Annotated in this window: 22 protein-coding genes; 11 read left to right on the top strand and 11 right to left on the bottom strand. The window is 53.3% G+C overall.

Annotation, left to right across the window (positions count from 1 at the left end; translation table 11 throughout):
• Positions 1 to 32 precede the first annotated feature (32 nt).
• A complete protein-coding gene (locus tag AC3CB2_RS04435; RefSeq protein ID WP_352930600.1) occupies positions 33 to 2057 on the bottom strand; it encodes an ABC transporter substrate-binding protein in 2025 nt (674 codons plus the stop codon).
• Between the two features lie 222 nt (positions 2058 to 2279).
• Between AC3CB2_RS04435 and AC3CB2_RS04430 the strand changes: the two genes are divergently transcribed.
• Positions 2280 to 3167, top strand: a complete 888-nt coding sequence (locus AC3CB2_RS04430; RefSeq protein WP_352930602.1) for a helix-turn-helix domain-containing protein — start codon at positions 2280 to 2282, stop codon at positions 3165 to 3167.
• Positions 3168 to 3195: 28 nt separating this feature from the next.
• On the opposite strand, the gene AC3CB2_RS04425 is transcribed toward AC3CB2_RS04430, so the two are convergent.
• The 6 genes from AC3CB2_RS04425 to dctP all read right to left on the bottom strand — a co-directional run bounded on the left by AC3CB2_RS04425 (position 3196) and on the right by dctP (position 9874).
• Positions 3196 to 3966: an SDR family NAD(P)-dependent oxidoreductase gene (locus AC3CB2_RS04425; protein ID WP_008546924.1), complete on the bottom strand. Its 771-nt coding sequence runs from the start codon at positions 3964 to 3966 to the stop codon at positions 3196 to 3198.
• 119 nt (positions 3967 to 4085) lie between these two features.
• Entirely contained in the window at positions 4086 to 5456 is a 1371-nt protein-coding gene (gene melA / locus AC3CB2_RS04420) for an alpha-glucosidase/alpha-galactosidase (protein WP_352930604.1), read from the bottom strand.
• A 185-nt stretch (positions 5457 to 5641) separates the two neighbouring features.
• The gene (locus AC3CB2_RS04415) at positions 5642 to 7063 is read right to left on the bottom strand and encodes an amidase (protein ID WP_352930606.1); all 1422 of its coding nucleotides are present in this window, start codon (positions 7061 to 7063) and stop codon (positions 5642 to 5644) included.
• Positions 7064 to 7075: 12 nt separating this feature from the next.
• A complete protein-coding gene (locus tag AC3CB2_RS04410) occupies positions 7076 to 8338 on the bottom strand; it encodes a TRAP transporter large permease (protein ID WP_352930608.1) in 1263 nt (420 codons plus the stop codon).
• On the bottom strand, positions 8335 to 8823 hold the full coding sequence (locus AC3CB2_RS04405) for a TRAP transporter small permease (protein ID WP_352930610.1): 489 nt from the start codon (positions 8821 to 8823) through the stop codon (positions 8335 to 8337). The genes AC3CB2_RS04410 and AC3CB2_RS04405 overlap by 4 nt, the downstream gene beginning before the upstream one ends.
• Positions 8824 to 8875: 52 nt before the next feature.
• A complete protein-coding gene (gene dctP, locus AC3CB2_RS04400) occupies positions 8876 to 9874 on the bottom strand; it encodes a TRAP transporter substrate-binding protein DctP (protein WP_352930612.1) in 999 nt (332 codons plus the stop codon).
• A 133-nt stretch (positions 9875 to 10007) separates the two neighbouring features.
• Between dctP and AC3CB2_RS04395 the strand changes: the two genes are divergently transcribed.
• Both AC3CB2_RS04395 and AC3CB2_RS04390 read left to right on the top strand, forming a co-directional pair.
• The gene (locus tag AC3CB2_RS04395) at positions 10008 to 10676 is read left to right on the top strand and encodes a TetR/AcrR family transcriptional regulator (protein WP_352930614.1); all 669 of its coding nucleotides are present in this window, start codon (positions 10008 to 10010) and stop codon (positions 10674 to 10676) included.
• A gap of 59 nt (positions 10677 to 10735) precedes the next feature.
• Positions 10736 to 12370, top strand: coding sequence for an AMP-binding protein (locus AC3CB2_RS04390; protein ID WP_352930616.1), 1635 nt, complete (start codon positions 10736 to 10738; stop codon positions 12368 to 12370).
• A gap of 77 nt (positions 12371 to 12447) precedes the next feature.
• Here AC3CB2_RS04390 and AC3CB2_RS04385 read toward each other — a convergent pair whose 3' ends face one another.
• The 4 genes from AC3CB2_RS04385 to AC3CB2_RS04370 all read right to left on the bottom strand — a co-directional run bounded on the left by AC3CB2_RS04385 (position 12448) and on the right by AC3CB2_RS04370 (position 17281).
• Positions 12448 to 12735: a DUF1330 domain-containing protein gene (locus AC3CB2_RS04385; RefSeq protein ID WP_008546710.1), complete on the bottom strand. Its 288-nt coding sequence runs from the start codon at positions 12733 to 12735 to the stop codon at positions 12448 to 12450.
• Between the two features lie 77 nt (positions 12736 to 12812).
• Complete coding sequence (locus AC3CB2_RS04380) at positions 12813 to 14312, bottom strand: NCS1 family nucleobase:cation symporter-1 (protein ID WP_352930618.1); 1500 nt, start codon at positions 14310 to 14312, stop codon at positions 12813 to 12815.
• A gap of 211 nt (positions 14313 to 14523) precedes the next feature.
• Positions 14524 to 15978 carry a dihydropyrimidinase gene (gene hydA, locus AC3CB2_RS04375; RefSeq protein WP_352930620.1) on the bottom strand — a complete coding sequence of 485 codons (1455 nt, stop codon included), beginning with the start codon at positions 15976 to 15978 and terminating at the stop codon, positions 14524 to 14526.
• 31 nt (positions 15979 to 16009) lie between these two features.
• A complete protein-coding gene (locus tag AC3CB2_RS04370) occupies positions 16010 to 17281 on the bottom strand; it encodes a Zn-dependent hydrolase (RefSeq protein ID WP_352930622.1) in 1272 nt (423 codons plus the stop codon).
• Between the two features lie 840 nt (positions 17282 to 18121).
• On the opposite strand from AC3CB2_RS04370, the gene cofG reads away from it, so the two are divergent.
• From cofG to AC3CB2_RS04330, 8 genes are all read left to right on the top strand, one after another.
• Positions 18122 to 19261 (top strand): 7,8-didemethyl-8-hydroxy-5-deazariboflavin synthase CofG, encoded by a 1140-nt coding sequence (gene cofG / locus AC3CB2_RS04365; protein ID WP_352930624.1) that lies wholly within the window; start codon positions 18122 to 18124, stop codon positions 19259 to 19261.
• On the top strand, positions 19258 to 20532 hold the full coding sequence (gene cofH, locus AC3CB2_RS04360) for a 5-amino-6-(D-ribitylamino)uracil--L-tyrosine 4-hydroxyphenyl transferase CofH (protein WP_352930626.1): 1275 nt from the start codon (positions 19258 to 19260) through the stop codon (positions 20530 to 20532). Before cofG ends, cofH begins: the two co-directional genes overlap by 4 nt.
• Positions 20529 to 21503, top strand: a complete 975-nt coding sequence (gene cofD, locus AC3CB2_RS04355) for a 2-phospho-L-lactate transferase (RefSeq protein ID WP_352930628.1) — start codon at positions 20529 to 20531, stop codon at positions 21501 to 21503. Before cofH ends, cofD begins: the two co-directional genes overlap by 4 nt.
• Entirely contained in the window at positions 21500 to 22150 is a 651-nt protein-coding gene (cofC, locus tag AC3CB2_RS04350; RefSeq protein WP_352930630.1) for a 2-phospho-L-lactate guanylyltransferase, read from the top strand. Before cofD ends, cofC begins: the two co-directional genes overlap by 4 nt.
• Positions 22150 to 22920, top strand: coding sequence for a coenzyme F420-0:L-glutamate ligase (gene cofE / locus AC3CB2_RS04345; RefSeq protein ID WP_352930632.1), 771 nt, complete (start codon positions 22150 to 22152; stop codon positions 22918 to 22920). Before cofC ends, cofE begins: the two co-directional genes overlap by 1 nt.
• The gene (gene npdG, locus AC3CB2_RS04340) at positions 22917 to 23585 is read left to right on the top strand and encodes an NADPH-dependent F420 reductase (RefSeq protein WP_014285379.1); all 669 of its coding nucleotides are present in this window, start codon (positions 22917 to 22919) and stop codon (positions 23583 to 23585) included. The genes cofE and npdG overlap by 4 nt, the downstream gene beginning before the upstream one ends.
• Positions 23586 to 23618: 33 nt before the next feature.
• A complete protein-coding gene (locus AC3CB2_RS04335; protein ID WP_008547329.1) occupies positions 23619 to 24653 on the top strand; it encodes a TIGR03842 family LLM class F420-dependent oxidoreductase in 1035 nt (344 codons plus the stop codon).
• Between the two features lie 203 nt (positions 24654 to 24856).
• Positions 24857 to 25486 carry a TetR family transcriptional regulator C-terminal domain-containing protein gene (locus tag AC3CB2_RS04330; RefSeq protein ID WP_014285378.1) on the top strand — a complete coding sequence of 210 codons (630 nt, stop codon included), beginning with the start codon at positions 24857 to 24859 and terminating at the stop codon, positions 25484 to 25486.
• Positions 25487 to 25494 lie beyond the last annotated feature (8 nt).

Genomic DNA, 25494 nt, shown 5'->3' with positions numbered 1-25494 from the left:
GGGCGGGCCAGAAGCGGCCCGCCCTTTCTGCCTTAATATTCAGCGATTGTTCCTGGGAGGAGTTCTTTCAACTGCTGATCCTTTGGTGTCCAGAGGCGCTCACGCACCACACCGTCTTCTGCCCATTCGAACATGTTGACTGGTGTGCCTGGGTGAGCGTTCTTGATGCGCTTGTTGACGAGAAGCGCAGCAGGAGCCTGAACGGTGCCAATGGTATAGGCATTTTCAGTCCACAGACGCTGGATTGTCTTGGCAGCTTCAGCTGCTTCGACTGCATCCCAGCTGGACAGGATGGTGTTGTAGGCGTCGACCATCTCAACTTCGAAATCCATCAGATTGCGTGAGCCATCTGAACCCGGCAGGTGCCGTGATGGGCAGCTGTTGGCGATTGGAAGCTGATAGCAGGTCTCGCGGGTCGGCAGGTTCCATTCCTTACGGCGGATCAACATGTTGAAGTCGCCGCTCTTGGAAGCTGTGTCGATCACGTCCACATTGCGGATAAGGACACGGATACCTGCTTCTGCCAGCATCAGGATGACAGCGTCGGCCTGTTTTTTGTCCGTTACCTGCTGGCGATCGGTCATCATATCGATTTCCAGATCAGCTCCTGTGCCCGGCATGTTGCGGATGCCGTTGCCATCTGTGTCTTTCAGGCCCAGAGCATCCAGCATGGCGTTGGCTTTCGCCAGATCATATGGATAGTAGACGGTGCTGTCGTAGTCGTAATACGGAGACCCACTGGAGAAGCCGCCGGAGTATGGGTACATGAACGGACCACGTGCAACAGACTGACCGATTGCCTGACGATCCAACGCATGGCTGACAGCAACACGGAAGTCTTTGTTTCTGAAGAACTTGCGCAGTTCTGCGTCGACTTCATCCTGAACGCCGTTGGTTTCAGAGAAGTTGAACTCCAGACGCCAGGACAGAACACGCGGGCCAAAGTTGGCTTTAACTGGCGCATCTGCAGAAAGGGTCTGCTTGAGCGCTTCCACGTAGTTGCCCGGATTTTCCATATTGGAGAAGTCGCCGGTGCCCGCCACTGCCTGTGTGGTGCGGTCTGACCATGTGGTCAGCTTAAAGTGCATCTCGTTCAGGTATGGCAGCTGATTGCCGGCTTCATCCGTTTTCCAGTAGAATGGATTGCGGCGCAGAATGACCAGTTCATCGGCTTTGTGGCGCACTGGCACCCAAGCACCCAGCACAGCTGGTGGCACCGCATCAGCTGGCATTGCGTTGCGATATTCTTCGTAGGAAGCATCCTTGTTGTACTTCGGATGCTTTGCTTTCAAAGCGTGCGCAGGTCCAGGACAGCCCTGAATGTAAGCCAGAGACTTCAGGATTTCCGGGCCTTGCGGCTTGGTGAAGGTGAACTTGAATGTGTAAGCATCAATCACTTCAAGAGTAGTGCCATCACCGAGACCACCTTTCGGCAAACGGGATGCAACGTTTTCATCGAGAACGTTGTCTTCCCACCAGAAGCGGATGTCTTCTGTATCAAACGGATCACCATCTGACCATTTGACGCCTTCAACCAGATGCATGGTCAGCTCAGTCCTGTCTTCGCTCCACTCCCAGCTTTTAGCAAGATTTGGCAGCGGACCAGACTGTTCTTCTGCTTTAACCTGCCAGAGCGGGCCATTGCGGACCAGACATTCCTGAACGGCCATGTTGATGCCGCCCCAGCCCTGATGCTGGCCAGCGAGCCAGTTCCAGCCTTCCGGACGACCGCCGATCACATGGCGGAATACGCCACCATAAACGCCGATGCCGTCGGACATTGCCATGGTTTTCATGACGAGTGGTTCTGCTGGCAAGCGCTCTTCGACTGGTGGCAGCTTGCCTGCTTTGACCAGATCATTCAGGAATGGTGCTTCGCTGTAGCCATCCAGCTTTTTGTAGGTCCACAGATCACCGCGTGACAGCAGCTCATACTCCAGTGTGGACATGGACTGCTCAACCGGCATCTTATCGGCCAGTGCCGAACTTGCCATGACAGCGCAAAGGCTTACGCCTGCAGCTAAGCAAATTTTAGACACAAGGTTTGTTGAAGACATCAATTCCTCCCCCTTTTACGTTACTCCCAACACCATCATGGCCACCGGTGCAGTTCAATTTCCTCCGGCTTTCTACTCAAAAATTCCGATTTTCTTCGCAGATGCTTTTAAACTGCGTATTTCTCTATACTATACACATGGGAGAATACAGAGAGCCGAACTCTCGTATAAATATCGATTCATTCGGCTCTTTGAATATTGACGTAAGAGGAGGATGTATAATTGAGTATTAGCGACGATCTATATCGCCAATATCTGGACCAGAGCGTTATCCCCTCGACAGATAATTTCCTAATTATGCGTCATAAACCTCATGTATTCTCCAAAAGACCGTACCATCACCATGCTTCTATTGAAGTCAATTTCCTGATCAACTGTGAAATGGACTATTCCTTCTCGGGAAGTCATGTGACGGTACATCCCGGTTACATGATTTGTTTCTGGGGGGCTGCGCCGCACGGTGTTGTGGATGTGCGCGGTGATGGTGATATGGTCAACCTTTACATCTCCTTTGCACAAATCTTGCAGTGGGGGCTGCCAACACGCATCACAGATGCGCTCATTTCCGGAGATGTGATTTGCAACAAGGCGCCCTGCCCGATTGATGCTGTTCGCTTTGGGCATTGGGCAACTGAGTTCAAAAGAGATGACATCAACTGGCGCAAGCTGGTGCTGAGTGAGATCTCATCGCGCTTTACCAGATTGGCACTGGATGGCTGGAACACGCTGCATCATGACTATCGTCAGTCGAGCACGGTGGTGGGTCGTGGAAAGTCCATGTTGCATGTGGAAGAGATGTTACGGTTCATATCCGAGAACCACACCTCCGATATTTCCGTCACCGATGTTGCTGAATTTGTTGGCTTATCGCCAAGTCATGCGATGACGCTGTTCAAGCGCATTGTGGGCTTGCCTATCAAGGAGCATCTGACCCGCGTGCGACTTTCACATGCGCGCATGTTGCTTGCAGAGTCTGAAATGAAGATCTTGTCCATCGCCATGGACTCCGGTTTCCGTTCGCTTTCAAGCTTTTATGAGGCGTTTCAGAACCACTTCAGCACGTCCCCAGCGGCTTTTCGCAAGCAGGCACGGAACATCGGGAAAATATAGCGGGCAGTTTCCCACCCGCTTTTTGCTTTTAGCCGGTGACGACGACACCGCCATCAATCACAAGCGCCTGACTGGTCATCATGCGGCTGGCTTTGGACGCCAAAAACAGTGTTGCATCAATGATATCATCTGGTTCCAGATGCTCCTTCAGACACTGACGGCCCAGATGTGCCTTCAGGTCTTCTGGCGTGGCCCAGAGGTCTTTCTGGCGCTGCGTGAGCACCCAACCCGGCATCAGAGCGTTGACGCGAATGTTGTCTGGCCCCAGCTCTCGGGCTAGTGCGCGGGTCAGGCCGGTGATTGCTGCTTTGGAGGTCTCGTAGGCTGGATAACCTGCGTTGCCCATCATGTACGAGATGGAGGAGAAGTTGATGATTGAACCACCACCTGCTGCTTTCATACCGGCTGCAGCTGCCTGAGCGGTGAAGAAGTGCGGGCGCAAGTTCACGTTCATGGATGCATCCCATTGATCTTGCGTGAACTCTTCCAGGCTGTGGCGGGTATCGTTTGCAGCATTGTTGACCAGCACAGTAACGGGGCCATGAGCTTCTTCAGCCTGTTTGATGGCAGCTTGCAGTGCATCGACATCGGTGACATCACACTTGATGAACAAAGGTGCGACGCCGTGCTTTTCTTTCATCTGCTCAGCAAAGTCGGAAGCATCTGAGCGCTGCACGAAAGCGACTTTGGCGCCTTGTTGCATGAAGCCGTCAGTGAGGCTTGCGCCGATCCCTGCTCCACCGCCCGTGATGAATACACTTGCGTCCTTCAGATCATGAAAGGTGACATTCCCAGACATTTGTTCCCCCAGGGAGTGCTTGGCACTCTTCTTTGATATATCAGAATATACATAAGCGGCTGCCTCGTTCCAGACAACCGCTTATGTCATCGCATTACTCTAACAAGCACAGGTTCTTTTTACGCAGTTTCAAGCACTTGTTTCTGCGTCCATGCTGGCAACCAGTCCTTGTGCGCTTCTAAAAGCTCGTCCACCATTGCCCAGATCTGCTCCAGATCCAGCTCCGCTGCAGTGTGCGGATCCAGCATGGCAGCGTGGTAGATATGCTCGCGGTTCTCGGTCATGAGGGCTTCAACTGTCAGCTCCTGCGGACCGATGTTGGTGCGCATAAGTGCAGCCAGCTGTGCAGGCAGTTTGCCGATATGCGTTGGCTGAATGCCGTTTCGATCAACGAGGCAAGGCACTTCCACCGCGCAGTCCTGAGGCAGAGAGGTGATGTAGCCTTTGTTCTGAACGTTCCCATAGATTACGGATGGTTCGCCCGTCCAGATGGAATTCATGATGGTGGAGGCGTACTCTTGACTGCGCTCCACTTCGATGCTCTCGGCGTTCTTGTAGTCTTCTACCTGAGACTTCCAGCGTTCGATCTGCTCAACGCAGCGGACTGGATATTCATCGAGCGGAATGGAGTATTTCTCCAGAAGATCAGGACGGTCACGCTTGATAAACCACGGAACATACTCGGAAAAATGCTCTGAGCTTTCAGTCACGAAGTGACCGAGACGAGTGAGCATTTCGTAGCGCACAACGTTCTGACAGCGCGGATTCCAAGTTGATGGTTTCGGATAGCGACCTTCACGATAGCCTTCCATCAGACGTGGGTAGAGGTCTTCAAAAGTGCCGTCTTCCTTGATCTCTTCCAGATACAGGTAGAACGCCATGTGATTGATACCTGCACATCTGTAGCGGATGTTTGCAGGATCCAGATCGAGGTCGTGGGCCAGTTCTTTCACCGTACCCTGAACAGAGTGGCAGAGGCCTACCTGTTTGATTTGTGGGTACTTTTGCGCGATAGCCCAAGTGTTGATCGCCATTGGGTTCACGTATTGCAGCATGACCGCTTCCGGGCAAACCTTGAGCATATCTTCGCAGATGCTCCAGAGGTGCGGAACGGTGCGCAGGCCGCGCATGATGCCGCCGATGCCGAGGGTGTCGGCGATAGTTTGGCGCAGGCCGTACTTCTTTGGAATTTCGAAGTCGGTGACGGTGCACGGCTCGTAGCCGCCAATCTGGAATGCAACCACAACAAAGTCAGCGGAATCAAGAGCTTCCATCTGGTTGGTGTGGGTTGAAACTGTTGCGCTCACTCCCAGTGTCGCAATCAGTTTGCGGGCAACGATTTCAGATTCACCAAGGCGCTCTTCGTTGATATCCATAAGAGCAACATGTGCTCCGGACAGCGCCGGACGCTGCAGAATATCGCCGATAATGTTCTTCATGAAGGTGGTCGAACCGGCACCAACAAAGGTAATTTTGGGGTTTCGGGCCATGCTTTTCTCCCATTTCCCGAAGAGCTCGCCAGCGCTTCAGGTTGCATAGTTCTTGAGGGGATAACCGGAAAGCCTTGAGACGAACGTCCTGCAGCTCACCTTTGAGCAAAACCTATGGGGCGGCGGCGTCTATTTCTTCCCGTTTTCTATTCTAAATTTCCGGAAACCACGGCAAATGAGGGAAGTTACGCAGTATCGGCCATGCTTGACGCAGCGTCTTCACCTGCCAGTTGTGAAGAGATAAAGCCGTTTTGCTCCAGTACTTTAGCAGTTTTGAATAAATGCTCTTCGCCGTAACGCGGGCCAATGAGCTGGATGCCGATTGGAACACCCTCATGTTTCTCTTTGCTTGGGATACTCATGGACGGCAGGTCGAGGAAATTCATCGACCCGAGGTAAGTGGTTGTTTTTATGACCTCTTCAAGGCTCCCGACCGATTTAACATCGGCGCCTGCCTCAAATGCGTTTTTTGTGCAAACGGGTGCAATGATTACGGGATATTTGCGTTGAAATTGGTCAATCAGGCGGTGGTAGTGGGATCTGGAGGCCAAAGCGCGTGCATAGCCGTGATAGTCCATGGGCGGTGCCAATTGTGTGTAGTACTCAAATACGGTGCGCAGCTGTTCTGATGCAAACTTGTCGATGATTGTCTCTTTTTGCAGCGCCACTTCGGTGATCAACAAAGATGAGTAGCGATCGAAGGCTTCCTGAATGAAGTCGATGGAGGTGTTCTCCACCTTGTATCCCCGCTGCGCCAGCACTTCTGCGGCCTGTTTCAGCACCTCGTTGATTTTCGGATCGGCGTCAGAGGGTGTAATGAGTGCGACGGTGTTGGGATAGGACTTATCCTCGTCCATGTCTGGCAGAGACCACGTATCCAGATCGGAATAACCGCGCATGACATCATAGACGAGTTTGAGATCATCGACGGACCGTGCGAGTGGGCCCTGGGCGGACGACAACTGGATGGTCATGGGGCGCTCTGCTGGGCTGGTGGCGTTGTAAAACGGTATGCGGCCATGGGATGGGCGTAGGCCGAGGACGCCGCAGCAAAAGGCTGGCAGGCGGATGGAGCCGGAAAGGTCTGAGCCGTGGGCGATGTAGCCGATGCCCGCGGCCAGAGAGCTGCCTGCTCCACCGCTTGAGCCGCCCGGCGTGAGGGCCGGGTTCCACGGGTTCAGTGTCTGGCCGAACAGGACGTTGTCTGTATGGAAGCGCCACGACATTTCCGGCGTGTTGGTGCGGCCAATGGGGATGGCCCCTGCCCGTTTCAGGCGCTCGACCAGAGGTGCATCCTGTTTGGCAATCAGGCCTGCGAAGGCTTTGACACCGTTGTTGGTTGAGGCGCCTTCTTGATCAACATTTTCCTTGATAGTCACGGGCACCCCATGGAGCGGGCCGAGTTCATCGCCGCGTTCAACAGCCTGATCTGCCAGTTCAGCTGCTTTGCGGGCCTTATCGTCATAACGAGTGGTGACGGCATTCAGATGGGCTTTTTCATCTATGCGGGCCAGATGCTGATCGATCACCTCAGCGCAGGAAATCTGGCGGTTGCTGATCGCGGCTGCGACTTCGATAGCTGTCAGTTTGAAGATGTTGTCGGTCATTTTACAGGTTCCTCAACTAACGAAGATCAGGGAAAGTTCTGGCAGGAAAGTGACGAGCAGCAAGACGATGAGCATAAGCAGGACAAAGGGCACGATAGATTTGGTGACTGTCCAGAAGCTTTCCTTGAAGGCTTGCGAGGCCACCACAAGGTTGATACCGACGGGCGGCGTGAGCAGACCAATCTCCAGATTGATGATCATGATGATGCCCAGATGCACCGGATCAATGCCGTAAGCGACGGCAACGGGCAGCAGGATCGGCGCCATGATCAGCAGTGCTGAGATGATTTCCATAAAGAAACCAACCAGCAGAAGCAGAATGTTGAGGCCAATCAGGAAGAGCCACTTCTCCTCAACATGGGCAGACAACCAATCTGCCAGCTGGCCCGGCACCTGCTCGGTGGTCAGCACCATGTTCAGAGTTGCGGCGATGGCAACGATGGGCAGCAAGCCGCCGAGCAACTGGGTGGTGTGAATGACAGCATCCCAAAGCTGCGTCAGCGTCAATTCCTTGTAGATGAACAACTCAACAGCGAGCGCATATGCCAGTGCAATGGCCGCGCTTTCAGTTGCGGTGAAATAACCGGAATAGATACCACCAAGCAGGATGACGGGCATGAGCAATGACCAGATGCCATTAGAAATGGCGGTGCTTGCGTCTGCCAAGTCAAAGCCGATGCGCGGTATGGTTCTGTTCACCCATGCGGAATAAGAGGCCAGAATGAGTGTGAGCAGCAAACCTGGAACAATCCCGGCCAAGAACATGTCGGTGATCGACGTTTCCGTGACCAGTCCGTAGATGATCATCGGGATGCTTGGCGGAATGACGACACCCAATGTGCCTGCGCTGGAGAGAGCTCCAAGGGCGTATGGGGTTGAATAGCCCTGCTCTTTCAAAGCCGGATAAAGGACGGTGCCCACGGCCAGCAGTGTGACCATTGAAGAGCCGGAAATCGCTGCAAAGAAGGCGCAGGACAAAATAGTTGCCACCCCAAGGCCGCCGGACAGCGAGCCGGTGAGCTGCTTTAGCACATTTACAAGACGCTCTGCGATGGCACCGCGGCTCATGATGGACCCGCAAAGCAGGAAGACCGGGATTGAGAGCAGCGCCTCACGGTCCAGTGCCGCCCAGAAGTCCTCTGCCATGAACATCAGCTCGCCGTCGCTGTAAAACAGCTGCACAGCACCGCCCAGAACCATCAGGATCACGATCAGGTTCTGGCGCAAGACCAGCATGAGGATGACAGCGAGTGTTAGAAGGACAGCGGTGCTCATTCCAGATCAGCCTCCGCTGGTTTCAACGAGGGCATCACGGCAAAGCCAAAATGGCGGAGCGCATTGGAACAGAAGGCGTAGGGCATGATGGTTTGGAACCACCACAGTGGCCAATCCACAACGGGCACGAGAAAGCCAATCTCATAGGACGAGCGTACAAGCTCAAAAGAGATGTAGCCAGCGAGCAGGAAGAGACATCCGCTCAACACATCACCCAGCCTTTGCAGCAGGGCCTGCCATGCTTGTGGCAGCACATTGTCAGTGAATTTGGGGCGGATATGGGTGCCGGAGGACGTGGCCAGCCCCAAGCCGAGCATGCCTGCGAAAATAGCCGAGAACAACGCGATTTTGCTGCTGTGCATCAACGAGGTCTCAAAGAACTCGCGCGCAACCACATCTGCCAGCATGGCCACCACAACTATGATGTAGGCCAGAGCCGCGAAGGTCGCTTCAAAGCGGTAGAGCAGATGGAAAAATCGCTTCATGCAAAATGAAAAGAGCCCTTAAAACGGATGGGCTCTTCCTTTCTGGTTCAGGTCAGAGTGTGCAGGCTTGTCTTGCCTCCAGAATTTTCGGCCAGATTTCTTCTGCCTGACCACCAATTGAGCTGACCAACTGCTCTCGTAGTGGCACAACGGCTGTCTTCCACGCTTCGCGCTGGTCCGATGATAGTTTATGGACGTGACCACCGTTTTCCTGAAAACCTGCGACCATGCCATCCGCCATATTGCGCACTTCGTCCCTCAGGCCCTGAACAGGCACCAATGCGTTGGTGATGCTCTCCTGCTCCGTTGCGCTCAGCTTCCTCCAGGTGCGCATGCTCATGACGAGCGCGCCAGACTGATGCAGGTGGGCGGAAAGAGTGAGATGGGGCGCCAGTTTGCCCATGCCCATAGCCACATAGGTCATGGCTGGTAGAGTTCCGCCTTCTACCATTCCGGTCTGGATGGCAGATGGGGTTTCTGCCAATGGCAACACGACCCCGTTCGCGCCCATGCCCTGCCAGAAGTTGGTGGAGTATTTTGCAGGAGCAGCACGCACTTTGACGCCTTTGACATCGTCCAGCGTGACCAGTGGTTTGGTCCCGAATGCGTGGATCCAACCGAGTTCATTCCATTGGAGGAACTTCAGGCCTTTCTTTTCAAAAAGCGGCTCAAAAACAGATGTGAGGTGCTTGTCCATGGCACAATCGATCTGGGCGTAACTGTCCCACAGGAACGGGACACCCATGAGCGCCATTTCAGGCACTACGGTTGAAAACGCAGTCATGGAAGAGCCGAGAATATCAATGCGTCCGCGGATTGTTTTCTGGACCATCACAGGCTCAGTACCAAGCTGGCCTGCATGAAATAATTTCGCGCTTATTTCGCCTTCAGAATTTGTGCTGATCTTTTCGGCGATGGCATCAACATGTTTTACCCAAGGGGTACCCAGAGGTGCACTTGTTGCAAACTTCAGTTCTTTCGCGGCTTCAGCACCCCCAACTGACGCGACGATAGATGCAGCAGCACCCAGCAATAATCCATGTATTTTCATCGTCCCCCCTATATGTTCCCAAATCACACATGCATTCTGCTATTATCGGTGGCCCCAACCTGAGAGATGCTATAGTTTGGCAACTCTATTCTCATTATCAAAAACAGAACTTATCGTCTAGTTTGAGTGTAAAATGAAATCTTATAAGCCAAAACAAAAACGAGGCTATGAGGCGGAGCAGAATTTCCTGCAAGCTGCAAAAACGATTTTTGCCAAGGAAGGTGTGGCACGGGCGCGGGTTTCAGATATCGTTCAACTCGCGGGCTCTTCAACGGGCAATTTTTACTTTCGATTCAAGAACAAAGAGATGTTGTTCGAGCGCCTTTTTGAAATATACGAGGAGCATGCGCAAGGCCTTATTCAGGACTTGCAGGATCCATTGGGGACTTTGGAGAGCACCATTTACTTTGTCACAGCCCTGAACCAGCAACTGCTTCAGGAAAATGTCGGGCTTTACCGTGCTGCCCATGAAGTTTCCGCCAAAGAGCCTGAAACCTGGAAGCGATTCCAGCAGCTGACTCTAGCTACTGCAGAGCGCATTCTGACCCTCTGCGAGCCTTATAAAGACGAGATCCCCTTTGAGGATTGGGAGCTTCAGGTGCGTCAGGCGATTCAGCTGATCACCGGCTTTACGGCCAATCAGGCGATCCGCAATGCTGGCCCTGCTCATTTTGGGTCTCAAGCGATGGTCGACATGCTCTTCCTGGCCGCTATGGGCGTGCTGGGGCGTACTCCATCAAAAGAGTTTGAGAGTCAAAAAGAGAAAATCCATCAGATATTGAAGGGTGACCGATATTCCTAAAGCGTAAGCTGAAAGAATATTCTAATATACGCGTATAAGTTTTAATTTTGGGAGGAATTATGACTGATACACTTAGTGCTCCAGCGTGGACACCTACTGTATTTACCAAGCCAATCAACGTGAATGGCTACAGATCTGTCGTGGAAATATTTGAGGAGGCAAATGGCCGCTTCGCAGATAATGTAGCCTTCACCAACTTTGGTCAGTCACTTACATTTAAAGATGTTGATGAGAAATCACGCGCAGTCGCTGCCTATTTGCAGAATGAGCTGGGCCTGAAAAAAGGCGACCGCGTCGCCATTATGCTGCCGAATATACTGGCGTTTCCGGTTATCATGTTCGGCATATTGCGCGCCGGACTGGTGCAGGTGAACGTCAACCCTCTCTACACACCGCGCGAGTTGAAGCATCAGCTGAATGATGCGGATACGGATACCATCTTCATTTTCTCCGGTTCCAGCCCAACTCTGGCAGAAGTGGTTGCTGATACACCGATCAAGAATGTGATCATCGCGAACGTGGGAGATGCCACTGGGGTGGATATGCCCTCGCCGCCTGCGAATGAAATATTTGCGGATCGTTTGACGGTCAAAGACGTTCTTGCGAAGGGCGAGCAGCTGGAGTTTGCGCCCCCGCAAATCAATCCAAGCGATCTGATTTACCTGCAGTATACAGGCGGCACAACTGGTCTTTCCAAGGGTGCTGCGCTGAGCCATGGCAATCTGGTGGCCAACATTGCGCAGTTTGATGCGGCTACAGATGGCTTTATGCGGGCGGGCGAAGAGATCGTGATCACGGCGCTACCGCTCTATCATATCTTCGCGTTGATGGTGAACTGCCTGTCGTTCTACTGGCTTGGCTCGCAAAACGTTCTGATCACCAATCCGCGAGATATGCCGGGGTTTGTGGGTGAGCTGAAGAACTGGAAGTTCAGCGTGATTACCGGTGTGAACACGCTCTTCAATGGCCTTTTGCATACGCCGGGCTTTGATGAGCTGGACTTCAGCAACTACAAATTCGCCATGGGTGGCGGCTCTGCCATTCAGCGGGCGATTTCAGATAAGTGGAAACAGGTGACCGGTCACCACATCATTGAAGGCTATGGCCTGAGTGAGACGTCACCGATCCTTTCTGTGAACCCGTTTGACAGCACCGAGTTTACCGAGACGGTCGGCCAGTCCATGCCGATGACGGAGATCAAGCTGCTGGACGCGGAGGACAATGAAGTTCCGCCTGGCCAGCCGGGTGAGCTTTGTGCGCGCGGTCCGCAGATCATGCAGGGATACTGGCGCAAGCCGGATGCAACAGCTGCTGTGATGACCCCGGACGGGTTCTTCCGCACCGGTGATATTGCGATCATGGACAAGCGCAACAACTTCAAGATCGTGGATCGGAAGAAGGACATGGTGCTTGTGTCCGGCTTCAACGTTTATCCGGCTGAGGTTGAGGCAGTGATTGCCGAGATCACAGGTGTGGTCGAAGTGGCTGTTGCGGGTACGTCTGACGAGCGGACTGGTGAGGCAGTGAAGGCCTTTGTGGTGCGCAGCAGTGAGGATGTGACGCCGGAAGCGGTTCAGGAATACTGCCATAAAGCGATGGCGGCCTATAAAGTACCGAAACACGTGGAGTTTCTGAAAGAACTGCCGAAATCCACTGTGGGCAAGATCCTGCGCCGGGAGCTGCGGGACAAGTAAGTTTCCTGTCAGATGATATAAAAAGAGCCGCAGTTTGATCGCTGCGGCTTTTTTCGTTTCATCTCGTATGGTGTGCGTTATGCGCCTTCCACGATGATGATGTTGGCAATGCCAGCGTTTTCGCGATGTTTTTTGGCCGCCTGATACTCTTCGCTGTTGTAGCAAGCCATCGCGGTTTCCATATCGGCAAACTCGATCACCACATTGCGGGGATGGTTGGTGCCTTCCAGATCCTCAAATTTGCCGCCGCGTGCCAGCACGTTGGCGTTGTACTTTTTGAAAGCGGCAGAGGCTCCGTCTGCGTAGAGCTTGTATGGCTCAGGATCTGTGACTGTAACGTGAGCGACCCAATAGGCTTTTGGCATTTTCTCTTCCTTTAAAACAGGAGGAAGCGGCGCTTGATACGCCGCCCCCTCTTCTCGTTACTTAGCTTAGTTCGCTGTTACTTGTTCAGGATTTTTGCCAGAGCAAGGTAAGCGATGCCTGCCACGAACAGGCCGACGAACCATGCGTATGTGTAGATGGTTGCGAACAGTGGAGATGCCGGACCTGTGAGGCCTACGCCTGCCATGAAGCCTGGAAGGTTTGGCAGGATACCGATGACTAGTGCCAGCACGCCTGCCCAGTTCCAGCCGTTGGAACCAGCATAGATGCCGTTGTGCTTGAACAGATCTTCCACGTTGAGCTTGGTTTTGCGCAGCAGGTAGTAGTCTGCCAGCATCACGCCTGCGATTGGACCCAGCAGCGCTGAGTATGCAATCAGCCAGCCGATGATGTGGTTCACGAGGATCCATGGGAACATCACCAGACCGATCGCTGCGGTGATGTAACCACCCATGCGCAGGTTGATGGCTTTTGGTGCCAGGTTGGAGAATCCGTGCGCCGGAGCCACAACGTTTGCAGCCAGGTTGGTTGTCAGCGTTGCAACGATGAGTGCGAACAGAGCGATGATGATGCTCATACCGCCCATTTTCTCAGCCAGTGCGATAGGATCCCAGATGGCTTCCCCGAAGATCACCACGGTTGCTGACGTCACAGCAGACGCGATGAACGCGAACAGTGCCATTGGGATTGGAAGGCCAATCGCCTGCCCCATGAACTGGTCTTTCTGGCTCTTCGCATAACGCGTAAAGTCAGGAATATTCAGAGCGAGCGTTGCCCAGAAGCCGACCATGCCTGTCAGGCTTGGCCAGAAGACGGACCAGAACTGGCCTTCCTTCGGCTGTCCTTCAGCGAACTGGCTTGGAGTGGAGAGCATTGCGCCGAAACCACCAGCGTTGACGTAGGCCCATGCCAGCAGAGCCAGCCCCATTGCAAGCAGGAATGGTGCTGCATAGGTTTCCAGCCAGCGGATGGATTCTGTACCGTTTTTGATGAAGTACAGGTGCAATGCCCAGAACGCCATGAAGCAGGCAAACTGGCCTGCGTTGATGCCGAGTATTGGCAGCGGATCACCTGCAAGGCCCCCACCCATGAGCGTGTTCAGGATCACGTAGATCGCGGAACCGCCGACCCATGTCTGAATACCGAACCAACCACATGCCACGATACCACGGGCAACAGCTGGAAACTTCGCGCCAGCTGGACCGAAGGACGAGCGCAGCAGAACCGGGAACGGAATACCGTACTTGGTGCCTGCATGGCCGATCAGAACCATTGGAATGAGAACGATCGCGTTGGCGAGCAGGATTGTCATGACCGCCTGATCCCAGCTCATGCCTGCGCCAATCAGATAGGACGCGAGCAAGTAGGTTGGGATACAGACCACCATACCGACCCAGAGCGCAGCAATGGAAACCCAGTTCCATGTGCGTGCAACAGGTGCGGTTGGCAACTGATCTTCGTTGTAAAGATCGCCATCAATTCCGACAAGTTCCTGATGGATAATACCAAACTCGTCCGGTACTACATTCCCGGTTGAGCCTAGAGTTGAATCCGACATTGAGTTTTACCCCCTCAGCTTAAAAGCAGCAGATCCCCTCTAAAAATACCGCTGCGATTAATGACCAGCCCGCGTACCCCACGTGGGCCTGATGGCATATCGCAGTGCTTTCAAGCCCGCGACATGCTCTAATTTTTTGCTTCCCGGCGCATCTGGTTCCGAAAGCCAGTGCCCTCTTTTCGGAGATGCGCCGTTCGCTCTGTGGTCAGGCTTATACGCCTGCTGGCATCAATTCTGGCCGACGCTCAACTTTGCGCGGCGCTGTGATTTCTTTCCACTTTGACAGAGCTGCGCCGACCGGAGCATTTGGCTCGCGACCAACGAACTCACCGTGACCAGGTTCAGTCTTGACCGTGCTTTCCTCAATCGCGACTTTGCCGCGGGTGAGTGTGAAGCGTGGCAGACCGACCACTTCCCTGCCTTCAAACACGTTGTATTCAACGCAGGACTGCTGGTTGGCTGCAGTGATTGTTTTTGACCGGTTTGGATCCCAGACAACGATGTCTGCGTCCGCCCCTTCCAAAATTGCACCCTTTTTAGGATACATATTCAGGATCTTGGCGATATTGGTGGAAGTGACAGCTACGAACTCGTTCATGGTCAGGCGGCCTGTGCGCACACCGGTTGACCAGAGCATTGGCATGCGGTCTTCCAAACCGCCGGTGCCGTTCGGGATTTTAGTGAAGTCGCCGACACCGAACCGCTTCTGCTCCATTGTGAAGGCACAATGGTCTGTTGCCACCACTTGCAAAGAACCAGACTGCAAGCCAGCCCAGAGGCTGTCCTGATGCTGTTTGTTGCGGAATGGAGGAGACATGACGCGCTGTGCGGCATGATCCCAGCTTGGGTTGGAGTATTCACTGTCATCCAGTGTCAGGTGCTGGATGAGCGGCTCACCATAAACGCGCATGCCTTTCTGGCGAGCGCGGCGAATGGCTTCATGGGCCTGCTCACAGCTGGTATGCACGATGTAGAGCGGCACACCGGCCATATCCGCGATCATGATAGCGCGGTTGGCTGCTTCGCCTTCCACCTCTGGTGGACGGGAGTATGAGTGCGCTTCTGGCCCGTTGTTGCCTTCTGCTAGCAGTTTTTGCTGCATGGTGGCGACCACATCACCGTTTTCCGCATGCACAAGCGGCATTGCGCCCAGAGCAGCACAGCGCTGGAAGGATGCGAACATTTCGTCATCATCCACCATCAGTGCGCCTTTGTAGGCCATGAAGTGCTTGAAGGTGTTGATGCCGCGATCGACCACTTCCTGCATTTCATTGAAGACCTGCTCACCCCACCAGGTCACGGCCATGTGGTAGGAGTAGTCAGAGCATGCTGCACCGGATTTTTGCTGCCAGATGGCAAGTGCTTCCATCATGGACTGGCCGGGCGATGGCAGACAGAAGTCCACGACCATGGTGGTACCGCCTGCAAGGCCTGCTCTTGTGCCGATCTCGAAGTTGTCAGCCGAATGCGTTCCCATGAACGGCATTTCTAGATGCACGTGCGGGTCAATGCCGCCCGGCATAACGTAACAGCCGGAGGCATCCAGCGTTTCGTCACCGGAGAGGTTCTCGCCGATTTCGATGATCTTGCCACCATCCACGAGAACATCAGACTTGTAGGTTCTATCGGCAGTTACAATCGTGCCGCCTTTAATCACTGTAGACATTTTGGTCTCTCAACTCTTTCAGATCTAAGGGTTATTCGGCTGGCTCTGTGGTATCCTGCTCGATCTCGGCATACTCAAGCACTGCATGGAACAGCACATCGGCACCTGCAGTTGCCCACTCTCTTGAAATCTCTTCGTCTTCGTTGTGGCTCAAACCATCCACGCATGGGCACATAATCATGGCCGTTGGCGCAACGCGGTTGATCCAGCAGGCATCGTGGCCTGCGCCGGAGATGATGTTGCGATGGGAATAGTTCAGACGCTCAGCTGCGTTGCGCACAGCGGTGACACAGCCTTCATCGAAGGTGACCGGATCAAAGTGCCCAACAGCTTCAATCTCAATGCCAAGGCCGAGTTCTTCTGCGATTTTTGGCGCTTCCGCTTCCAGCTTGGCTTTCATGCCATCCAGAACGTTCTGATGTGGGGAGCGGAAATCGATTGTGAAGACAGTTTTACCCGGGATCACGTTGCGGCTGTTTGGATAGACATCGCAGTGACCAATAGCGCCCACAGCTTCAGGCTGGTTCTCCATGGCAATCTGATGCACCAGCTCAGTGATGCGTGCCATGCCCAGACCTGCGTTTTTGCGCATTGGCATTGGGGTTGAACCAGTGTGGCTGTCCTTACCAGTCAACGTGACCTGCAGCCACCAGAGACCCTGACCGTGGGTGACAACACCGATGTCCTTTTCCTCAATTTCGAGGATTGGCCCCTGCTCGATGTGAAGCTCAAACATGGCATGCAGTTTGCGCTGGCCGACAGGCTCTTCACCGACGTAACCGATGCGCTTGAGTTCGTCACCGAACTTCTTGCCTTCCGCATCTTCGCGATCATAGGCCCAATCCTGGGTATGCATGCCTGCAAATACGCCAGAGGCCAGCATAGCCGGGGCAAAGCGGGTGCCCTCTTCGTTGGTCCAGTTGACCACTTCGATTGGACGTTTGGTTTTAATTCCACGCTCACGGATGGAGCGGATCACTTCCAGACCTGCGAGTACGCCAAGCACACCATCATACTTACCGCCAGTTGGCTGCGTATCCAGGTGAGAACCAATCATAATCGGATCGAGACTTGGATCTTCCCCTTCAAGGCGGGCGAACATGTTGCCCATTGTGTCGACGTGCATTGTCATGCCTTCGGCTTCACACCAACTGGTGAAAAGCTTGCGGCCCTCGGCATCTTCATCTGTCAGCGTTTGCCTGTTGTTGCCACCACGGACACCGGGTCCGATCTGGGCCATATCCATCAGGCTACGCCACAGTCTGTCACCATTAATACGATGATTTGAGCCAAGTTTACTCATAGGTCTCTCCGATAACGTCTTTTCAACGCCGTTTTATTTAACTTACCCGAGAAATATTCTTCTGAAATACAACGGGTTAGCTGTCGTTATTTAATCTCCCGAGGGAGCATAAAACTGATAAAACCGATGAGGATATTCGCAGGATTCAAGCTCTATCGCTTTCTTGACATGCCTGACGGTCTACAACCGCGTAAAGACAGGTTGCAGGCAAATTATGTCAAAAATTCAATCTTCTAGATTTCCCGCAGGGTTATTTTTCCCATTTGGAACAGATAGATGTAGTTTGCAGAGATCTTTCGCTCTTGCAACAGCTTAACTCAGCTTAAATCTTGGATATTCCCCTCCCAAAACTTGGGGTAAATTGGACCAAACAGTCAATTATCTGTCAACCCACCTTCAAAAATGGATCAATTTCACCAGCCAACTTCAAAAATTCTCCTGATATTCCAATAGGTAAAACACTTAGAAGCCCTGCTGAATCCAGAGAATAAGCGTGTTGCAGACAAGAAAACTCCACAGGTTCCTAAGGTTTTTTGATGAAAATATCCGATCTATCGGAATCAAAACCACCTCATTTGCTTACAAAAGAAAATAGCAATCTGGAAAGGCGCATATTTTTGCATGTACTGCTAAACTTTTGCGCAAATGAGCTTAAACTTCATAAATATTGCAGAGCACCTTTACAGAATGCGTTGCAAAATAAAGCTTTTCTTTGCTCAAATACGCCTTTTATTGTGCTTGTTTTATTTGCATTGCAGCATAATTATTCTACCCAAGAGATATTTCACGCTTGACTAACTGATAGTTGCAGATATTTTTTTGACCGAGAGGTAAAAAATTATGCTGACTGCTGACCAAGCGCGACACCTGGGGGAAGTGCGAGGCTCAGATCTTCGGGATCTGATGCAACAGGCCGCTACAGTAAAGCGCCAGTATTGGGGCGATACTGTCACCTACTCCCGTAAAGTTTTTGTACCGCTGACAAACATGTGCCGAGATACATGTACGTATTGCACATTTGTCAAACACCCCAGCTCGCCCGAAGCCAACATCATGACACCTGAACAGGTGATGCGGACGGCGCGGCAGGGAGAAGAGACCGGCTGCAAAGAGCTTCTCTTCAGCCTGGGTGAGAAGCCCGAGCTGCGTTACGAGCAAGCGAAAGCTGCGCTGGCAACGCTGGGTTACGGGTCCATGGTCAGCTATCTGGCAGATGCCTGCGAGATGGTTTTACGAGAGACAACCCTCCTGCCCCACGTGAATGCAGGTACGCTGAGCGACGAGGAAATTGATCAGCTTCGCCCCTATGCAGCTTCCATGGGCATGATGCTGGAGACCACCAGCCGCCGCCTGATGAAGAAAGGCCAGCCGCACTATGGGTGCCCGGATAAAGCACCGGTTCAGCGATTGCGTACGTTGGAGCGGGCTGGTCAAAAGAAGATCCCGTTCACCACTGGCTTGCTGATTGGCATTGGCGAGACGTGGGAAGAGCGCATTGAGGCTCTGGAGGCAATCAACGAAAGCCACGCACGTCACGGGCATATTCAGGAAGTGATTATCCAGAACTTCCAGCGTAAACCGGGGATCGGGATGGAGAACCATCCGGAGCCTTCGTTGGATGACATGCTGCGCACGCTGGCCGTTGCGCGCCTGATCCTGTCACCTGAGATCAGTCTACAAGCACCGCCGAACCTGAGCGAACGGCACATGGAGTACCTGAGTGCTGGCATCAATGACTGGGGCGGCATTTCTCCGGTGACCATTGATTTCATCAACCCGCAGCATCGCTGGCCTGTGATTGATGAGCTGGCCCAATCAACGCAGCAAGCCGGGCAGACGCTGGAGGAGCGGTTGACCGTCTACCCGAGCTATCTGCGTGAGAAGAGTGAGTTTGTGGATCCTGTTGTGCTTTCAAAATCCAAGGGGCTTTGGGAGCAAATGGGTTCCTCCGCCGCAGTTCAGTCAGGAGGTTCCCTATGACGCTTCACAGTTTCCCTCACTCTGCCAGTGATGCCTTGCGCTCACATGAGCTTAGCGCGCCAACACACGATATTCTGAGTAAGGCGCTGGCTGGCATCGAGATTTCACAGGCAGATGGTGAGCACTTGTTCCGCACTCCGGCACAAGAGTTTCCCGCCATTGCCTATGTTGCGGACACGCTGCGTCAACGGGTGAATGGCGACAAGGTTGGCTTTGTGGTCAACCGGAACATCAACTTCACCAACATCTGCTACATGGGCTGCAAGTTCTGCGGTTTTGCTAAGCGGACTGAGGATCCCGACGCGGAATGGCTGGTGCCGGAGCAGATCGTTGCCCGTGCTCAGGAAGCGTGGGATCGCGGCGCGACAGAGGTTTGCATTCAGGGTGGTTTGCACCCGAAGATGGAAGGCACCTATTATCGTGAGATTGTTCTGGCAATCAAAAAAGCACTGCCGGACATGCATATCCATGCGTTTTCACCGTTTGAGGTGTGGTATGGCGCCGCCAAGACCAAACAGTCATATCATGCATTTTTACAGGATCTGAAAGATTGCGGACTTGGCTCCCTGCCCGGCACGGCAGCGGAGATCTTGGACACCGACATCCGCCAACAGCTGACACGCAACAAGCTGAGTACCGAGAAGTGGGTGGAGATCATCAAGGCCGCGCATGAGGTGGGCATTCCGACCACGGCAACCATTATGTATGGCCATATTGATGGGCCTGAGCATTGGGCGGCCCATATCGCCTTGCTGCGCGATATTCAGAAGGAAACTGGCGGTTTCACTGAGTTGGTGCCATTGAGTTTCGTCCATTCTGAGAGCCCGCTTTACACGCTTGATCCAAAGAACGTACGCCCCGGCCCGACAGATCTGGAAGTGCGTAAGATGCATGCGGTTTCGCGGATCATGTTGCATGGCTGGATTGACAACATTCAGGTCTCATGGACCAAGCTGGGACCAGAGTTTGCCTCTGATCTGCTGCAATGCGGGGTTAATGATTTGGGTGGCACGTTGATGAACGAGAGCATCTCCCGTTCTGCCGGTGCGGCGCATGGTCAGGAGATCACCGCCCACGAGATGTGTCAGATCATACAGGATGCGGGCCGTCAGCCGATCCAGCGCAATACCGTTTATGATGTGATCAATGATTTTGCCGATGGCCTGCCAGAGCAACAAGCACCGCTGATTGCGCGCGCCAACTCTACTCTTCTAAGCTTCCTGACAGAAGAAGATGGCGTTCTAGCAAAGGCGGTTGGAGGTGCCGGATGACGCAAAACGCACCTGTTAAAGTTACCCTGATTGCCGGTGGTGTTGGCGGCGCCAAGATGGCGGAAGGCCTTTATCATCTGGAGAATGTGGAGCTCTCCATCATCGGCAACATTGCTGATGATGATGCCTTCCACGGCCTTTGGGTTTCGCCGGACATCGACACCCTCACCTACACACTGGCCGACGTGATTGACCGCCAGCAAGGCTGGGGTGTAGCAGATGAGAGCCACCGTGCGTTGGAGACACTTTCCAAACTTGGTGACGATACATGGATGTCTCTGGGTGACCGCGATTTCGGCCTGCACATCTACCGTACGCATCGCCGCCGTCAGGGCGATCGACCAACGTTGATTGCACAAGATATCGCCAGGAGTTTTGGGCTGAGCTGTAACCTTATTCTGCCGACGGATGATGTGGTGCAGACACGTGTGAAAACGGATGCGGGTTGGCTGAGTTTTCAGGAGTATTTTGTCAAAGAGCGCTGCGCCCCTGACGTTCGTGAGCTGCATTACGACCACATTGAAGAGGCCCATGCGACTGAGGAAGCGCTGAAGGCATTGGCAGAGGCTGATCTGATTGTGATTGCACCGAGCAACCCTCTGGTGAGCATTCTGCCGATTCTCAAGGTTCCCGGCATTCTGGAGGCGGTGAAAGCTGCGAAAGCGCCGAAGATTGGTGTTTCGCCCATCATCAATGGCGGCGTTGTGAAAGGTCCGGCAGACCGAATGTTGGCGTCCCTTGGCTTCGAGGCCACGGCGTTTGGTGTTGCGCAGATTTACGCTGAGTTTCTGGACTGCTTTGTCATTGATCATGCGGATGAGCAGCACATCTCAGCTATCAACGGATTGGGTCTGAGCACGTCGCAGGATGCAATCCTGATGAAGACGCGGGAAGACAAGGTGCGGCTGGCAGCTAAGCTTCTCGCAGTTTCGGGTGTAGTTAATCGCTCTGGTGAGGAACTGAGCGCATGACCGGATCAGCTCCTAAAACACTTGTTGTTGTGCCGGTGAAGGATTTTGCCAAAGCGAAATCTCGTCTTGGACCACATCTTGATGCCACTGAACGCGCAACTGTGGCAGCAAACTTGTTTGCGCAGACCCTTCGCTTTTTGCAGGACGCACAGAAACAGTGCCGCACCACCTTTGATATTGCTGTGGTGACCAGTTCGCTTGAGATCGCAGGCAGTGTGAACGAATGCTCTGTTCATCTTATCCTTGAAGGTCAGGAAGATGGGCTGAACTCTGCGCTGACGACTGCGGCTCTTTGGGCCAAGGCCCATGGCTATGAGACGCTGTGCGTTTTGCCAGCTGATATTGCCGCGCCTGACTTCGATGAGTTTGAGCGGCTTTTGAGCCTTGCAGGTTCTCCGCGTTCTCTCGTGCTGTGCCCTGCCCATGACTACGGCACCAACGTGCTGATTGCGACGCCACCGGATGCGATCACCTTCACTTACGGCAATGCTTCTTTCCAGAAGCATCAGGCGCAGGCTGCAGAGCGCGGTCTGGACTGTGTGATTGCCCCCTCCTCCTCTTTTTCAAAAGATATCGATTATATGGAAGACCTCGCAGACCTTCAGCCCCGGTTTCTTGCAAAACATGGCGACCGGAGAGCTGTTTGATGCATACCTTATCTTTACACGCGATTCCGAATATTCCGGAGATCAAACCGGGCGATGATCTGGCAATCATTCTTGGTGATGCGATTGAAGCAGCTGGCCTTTCTTTACAGGACGGAGATGTTCTGACCTCTGCTCATAAGATTTTCTCCAAAGCTGAGGGGCGCATTGTCAATCTGGCAGAGGTTATCCCTTCTGAGGAAGCGCAAGGCTATGCGGATGAGCTGAACAAGGATCCCCGCAAAGTTGAGGTGATCCTGCAGGAAAGCACACGTGTGGTTCGCCATTTCAAGCGGCCAACACAGAATGAAGGAACAATGATCTGTGAGCATCGTCTGGGCTTCATTTCCGCCAATGCTGCGGTAGATGAATCCAACAGCGGCGCGGATGAGACGCTGATTTTGCTGCCGGAAGATCCCGATGCCAGCGCTGCCCGCATGCAAGAAGCCCTTTCCAAGCGTTTCAATGCGCAGATCGGTTTTGCCATTACCGACACATTTGGACGTCCCTGGCGGCTTGGTCAGGTGAATGTGGCGGTGGGCCTTGCCGGAGTTCCGGCAACCATCAAAGAACAAGGCAACTCGGATGCGCATGGGCGTTTGCTCAGCGTGACGGAGCCAGCCTTTGCCGATGAGCTGGCAGCGGCTTCAGGATTGGTGATCAGCAAAGCCGGACAGACACCCGTGGTTCTGTTTCGAGGGCTCAACTGGTCGTTTGAAGCAAGTTCAGCACAGGATTTAATAAGATCGAAGAAGGAGGACATGTTCCGATGACATTAGCGATTATCGGAGGAACCGGGCCACAGGGTCAGGGGCTTGCGCTCAGATTTGCCCGGGCTGGTGTGCCCGTTGCGCTCGGCTCCCGTGATGCTGCCCGCGGCAAGGACATTGCCGATGAGCTTATGACAAAGCTTCCGGAAGGCTCTGCAAAGATTGAAGGCATGGGCAATGAAGATGCTGTGGCTGCATCCACCGAATGTGTGATGCTGGCGGTGCCTTATGCGGCGCATGATGCGACGCTGGAAGCTCTGAAGCCGCATCTTTCTGGCAAGATCCTCATCGACATTGTTGTGCCACTGGCGCCGGGTGATCCAAAGACAGTTGAAATGCCGCCAGAAGGTTCTGCGACTGAGGCTGCTCAGGCGTTGCTTGGCCCGGATATTCCTGTTGTGGGTGCCTTGCATAATGTTTCTGCCACAACACTGAACAATCTGGATTGGGCGATCAACTGCGACATCCTCGTGTGTGGTGACAGCCTTGCTGCCCGCAAGGTGGTGATGGAACTGGTCAATAAACTGGATGTAACAACCTACAACAGCGGCAACGCAAAAGCGGCACGCTGCATTGAGGCGATCACCCCAATTCTCATTCGTCAGAATATTTCAAAAGCCGTGCCATTTACGCATGCGGGCATCCGCATCTGGGCACCGGATCATTAATTCCAGAACTTAACTTTCGTGGAGGAGAGACACATGGATTTTGGTATTTGTTTTAAAGGGTTTGTGGAACCTGATCGCGCCAAAGCGCTGGTTCGTCAGGCCGAAAATGCAGGCTTCAAATACTGCTGGTTCTATGACAGCCATATTCTGTGGCGTGAGAGCTTCGTGGCCATGGCAATGTGTATGGAACACACCAAAAACATGCGCTTTGGACCTTGTGTAACCAACCCAAACACACGTGACTGGTCTCATGCAGCCAGCTTGTTTGGTTCTCTTGCCAAGCAGTCCGGTGGTCGTTTTGACATCGGTCTTGGCCGTGGTGACAGTGCTGTGCGCGTGATGGGCAAAAAACCTGCGCCGCTGAAGCGTCTGGAAGAGTTCACCCACGTGGTTAAAGCGTTGGTGCGCGGTGATGAAGCACAATACGGCGAGTGTCCAGAGCCAGTGAAGTTCCCATGGGCAGATGGTTATGAGCTGCCTGTTTGGGTTGCCGCTTATGGCCCGAAAGCACTGAGCTCTGCTGGCCGCGTTGGTGATGGTCTTATTCTGCAAATCGCAGAACCAGGCATCTGTAAATGGCTGGGTGATCAGGCTGTTGCAGCTGGTGAGGAAGCTGGCCGTGACATGAGCAACTTCGGCATCATGGCAGCTGCACCGGCTCACACAGGCACTCTGGAAGAAGGTATTGAGAAGACCAAGTGGTTCCCAGCTATGGTGGGCAACCACGTGGCGGATATTGTTGAGAAATACGGTTCCAACACCGATCAGGTGCCAGCTTCTCTGACCTCTTACATCGAGAACCGTCGCGGTTACGATTATTCCAAGCACGGTCAGAGCGACAACCCATTCCTGGACTTCATTACCGATGATATCGTCGAGAGCTTTGCGGTGCTTGGCCCACCTGAGAACCACATCGAGAAGCTGAATAAGCTGAAGGATGCAGGCATCACGCAGTTCAACATCTATCTGGACAGCGGCGATGAAGAAAAGATCATCGCGGACTATGGCGAGAAGATCATTCCGGCTTTTAACGCGGATAACGCGAAAACACCGGAAGCTGTCAGCTGATGAAAACAGGCCGGGCTCCACGTGAGCTCGGCCTTTTCTCTATCTATTGCAGAAAAACAACAATCATTAGAGTGAGCTGTCGCATCACAACTTTTCTACCAGAGTTTAGCTTGATAAGAGCACGTTGTTTTCGTAGGTGCTAACTTACTTATTAGCTGAGCGTGTATTTAAGGCTCGGCGCCTATGTAATTTTGGAAAAGAGTATGGCTAAAGCTTCTGAGGCAAAAGGTAAAACACGAATTCAGATGGAAAAGACCGAGAAGATCCTCGCTGCGGCGTTGGATGTGTTCTCAACCTATGGATTTCGTGGCTCTACGATTGATCAGGTGGCTCAGCAAGCGGGTTTATCCAAGCCCAACCTTTTCTATTACTACGACAGCAAAGATGCCATTCATGCAGAGCTGATCGAGCGTCTGCTTTATGTGTGGCTGGATCCGCTGCATCAGCTCAACCCTGAAGGCGAGCCGATTGAAGAGATCTGCGCGTATGTGCGACGCAAGCTGGAGATGGCGCGCGATTATCCGCGTGAGAGCCGCCTGTTTGCCAACGAGATCCTGCAGGGTGCTCCACGCATCAAATCTCTGATTGCTGGACCATTGAAGTCACTGGTAGACGAGAAGACCGTTGTTATTCAGGGCTGGATGGACGCTGGCAAGATTGCGGAAACAGATCCTTACCATCTGCTGTTTTCCATCTGGTCCACCACACAGCATTACGCTGACTTTGACAGTCAGGTGCAAACGCTGCTACCTGCGGACAAGTCCAAGGACCGGTTCAAAGAAGCAGCGTCTTACTTGGACCGGATGTTCCGCAAAAGCCTCGCGGCTGAATAAGTTAGAGG

The organism is Pseudovibrio sp. SCP20 (assembly GCF_057774105.1).
Note: the sequence above shows the minus strand (reverse complement) of the source record. Positions and strands in the feature narration are given on the sequence as shown.

What these genes read in the sequence shown, in the direction of transcription:
- AC3CB2_RS04435 (WP_352930600.1), bottom strand. Translation starts at nt 2,057, where the DNA reads ATGTCTTCAACAAACCTTGTGTCTAAAATTTGCTTAGCTGCAGGCGTA.
- AC3CB2_RS04425 (WP_008546924.1), bottom strand. Translation starts at nt 3,966, where the DNA reads ATGTCTGGGAATGTCACCTTTCATGATCTGAAGGACGCAAGTGTATTC.
- melA (WP_352930604.1), bottom strand. Translation starts at nt 5,456, where the DNA reads ATGGCCCGAAACCCCAAAATTACCTTTGTTGGTGCCGGTTCGACCACC.
- AC3CB2_RS04415 (WP_352930606.1), bottom strand. Translation starts at nt 7,063, where the DNA reads ATGACCGACAACATCTTCAAACTGACAGCTATCGAAGTCGCAGCCGCG.
- AC3CB2_RS04410 (WP_352930608.1), bottom strand. Translation starts at nt 8,338, where the DNA reads ATGAGCACCGCTGTCCTTCTAACACTCGCTGTCATCCTCATGCTGGTC.
- AC3CB2_RS04405 (WP_352930610.1), bottom strand. Translation starts at nt 8,823, where the DNA reads ATGAAGCGATTTTTCCATCTGCTCTACCGCTTTGAAGCGACCTTCGCG.
- dctP (WP_352930612.1), bottom strand. Translation starts at nt 9,874, where the DNA reads ATGAAAATACATGGATTATTGCTGGGTGCTGCTGCATCTATCGTCGCG.
- AC3CB2_RS04395 (WP_352930614.1), top strand. Translation starts at nt 10,008, where the DNA reads ATGAAATCTTATAAGCCAAAACAAAAACGAGGCTATGAGGCGGAGCAG.
- AC3CB2_RS04390 (WP_352930616.1), top strand. Translation starts at nt 10,736, where the DNA reads ATGACTGATACACTTAGTGCTCCAGCGTGGACACCTACTGTATTTACC.
- AC3CB2_RS04385 (WP_008546710.1), bottom strand. Translation starts at nt 12,735, where the DNA reads ATGCCAAAAGCCTATTGGGTCGCTCACGTTACAGTCACAGATCCTGAG.
- AC3CB2_RS04380 (WP_352930618.1), bottom strand. Translation starts at nt 14,312, where the DNA reads ATGTCGGATTCAACTCTAGGCTCAACCGGGAATGTAGTACCGGACGAG.
- hydA (WP_352930620.1), bottom strand. Translation starts at nt 15,978, where the DNA reads ATGTCTACAGTGATTAAAGGCGGCACGATTGTAACTGCCGATAGAACC.
- AC3CB2_RS04370 (WP_352930622.1), bottom strand. Translation starts at nt 17,281, where the DNA reads ATGAGTAAACTTGGCTCAAATCATCGTATTAATGGTGACAGACTGTGG.
- cofG (WP_352930624.1), top strand. Translation starts at nt 18,122, where the DNA reads ATGCTGACTGCTGACCAAGCGCGACACCTGGGGGAAGTGCGAGGCTCA.
- cofH (WP_352930626.1), top strand. Translation starts at nt 19,258, where the DNA reads ATGACGCTTCACAGTTTCCCTCACTCTGCCAGTGATGCCTTGCGCTCA.
- cofD (WP_352930628.1), top strand. Translation starts at nt 20,529, where the DNA reads ATGACGCAAAACGCACCTGTTAAAGTTACCCTGATTGCCGGTGGTGTT.
- cofC (WP_352930630.1), top strand. Translation starts at nt 21,500, where the DNA reads ATGACCGGATCAGCTCCTAAAACACTTGTTGTTGTGCCGGTGAAGGAT.
- cofE (WP_352930632.1), top strand. Translation starts at nt 22,150, where the DNA reads ATGCATACCTTATCTTTACACGCGATTCCGAATATTCCGGAGATCAAA.
- npdG (WP_014285379.1), top strand. Translation starts at nt 22,917, where the DNA reads ATGACATTAGCGATTATCGGAGGAACCGGGCCACAGGGTCAGGGGCTT.
- AC3CB2_RS04335 (WP_008547329.1), top strand. Translation starts at nt 23,619, where the DNA reads ATGGATTTTGGTATTTGTTTTAAAGGGTTTGTGGAACCTGATCGCGCC.
- AC3CB2_RS04330 (WP_014285378.1), top strand. Translation starts at nt 24,857, where the DNA reads ATGGCTAAAGCTTCTGAGGCAAAAGGTAAAACACGAATTCAGATGGAA.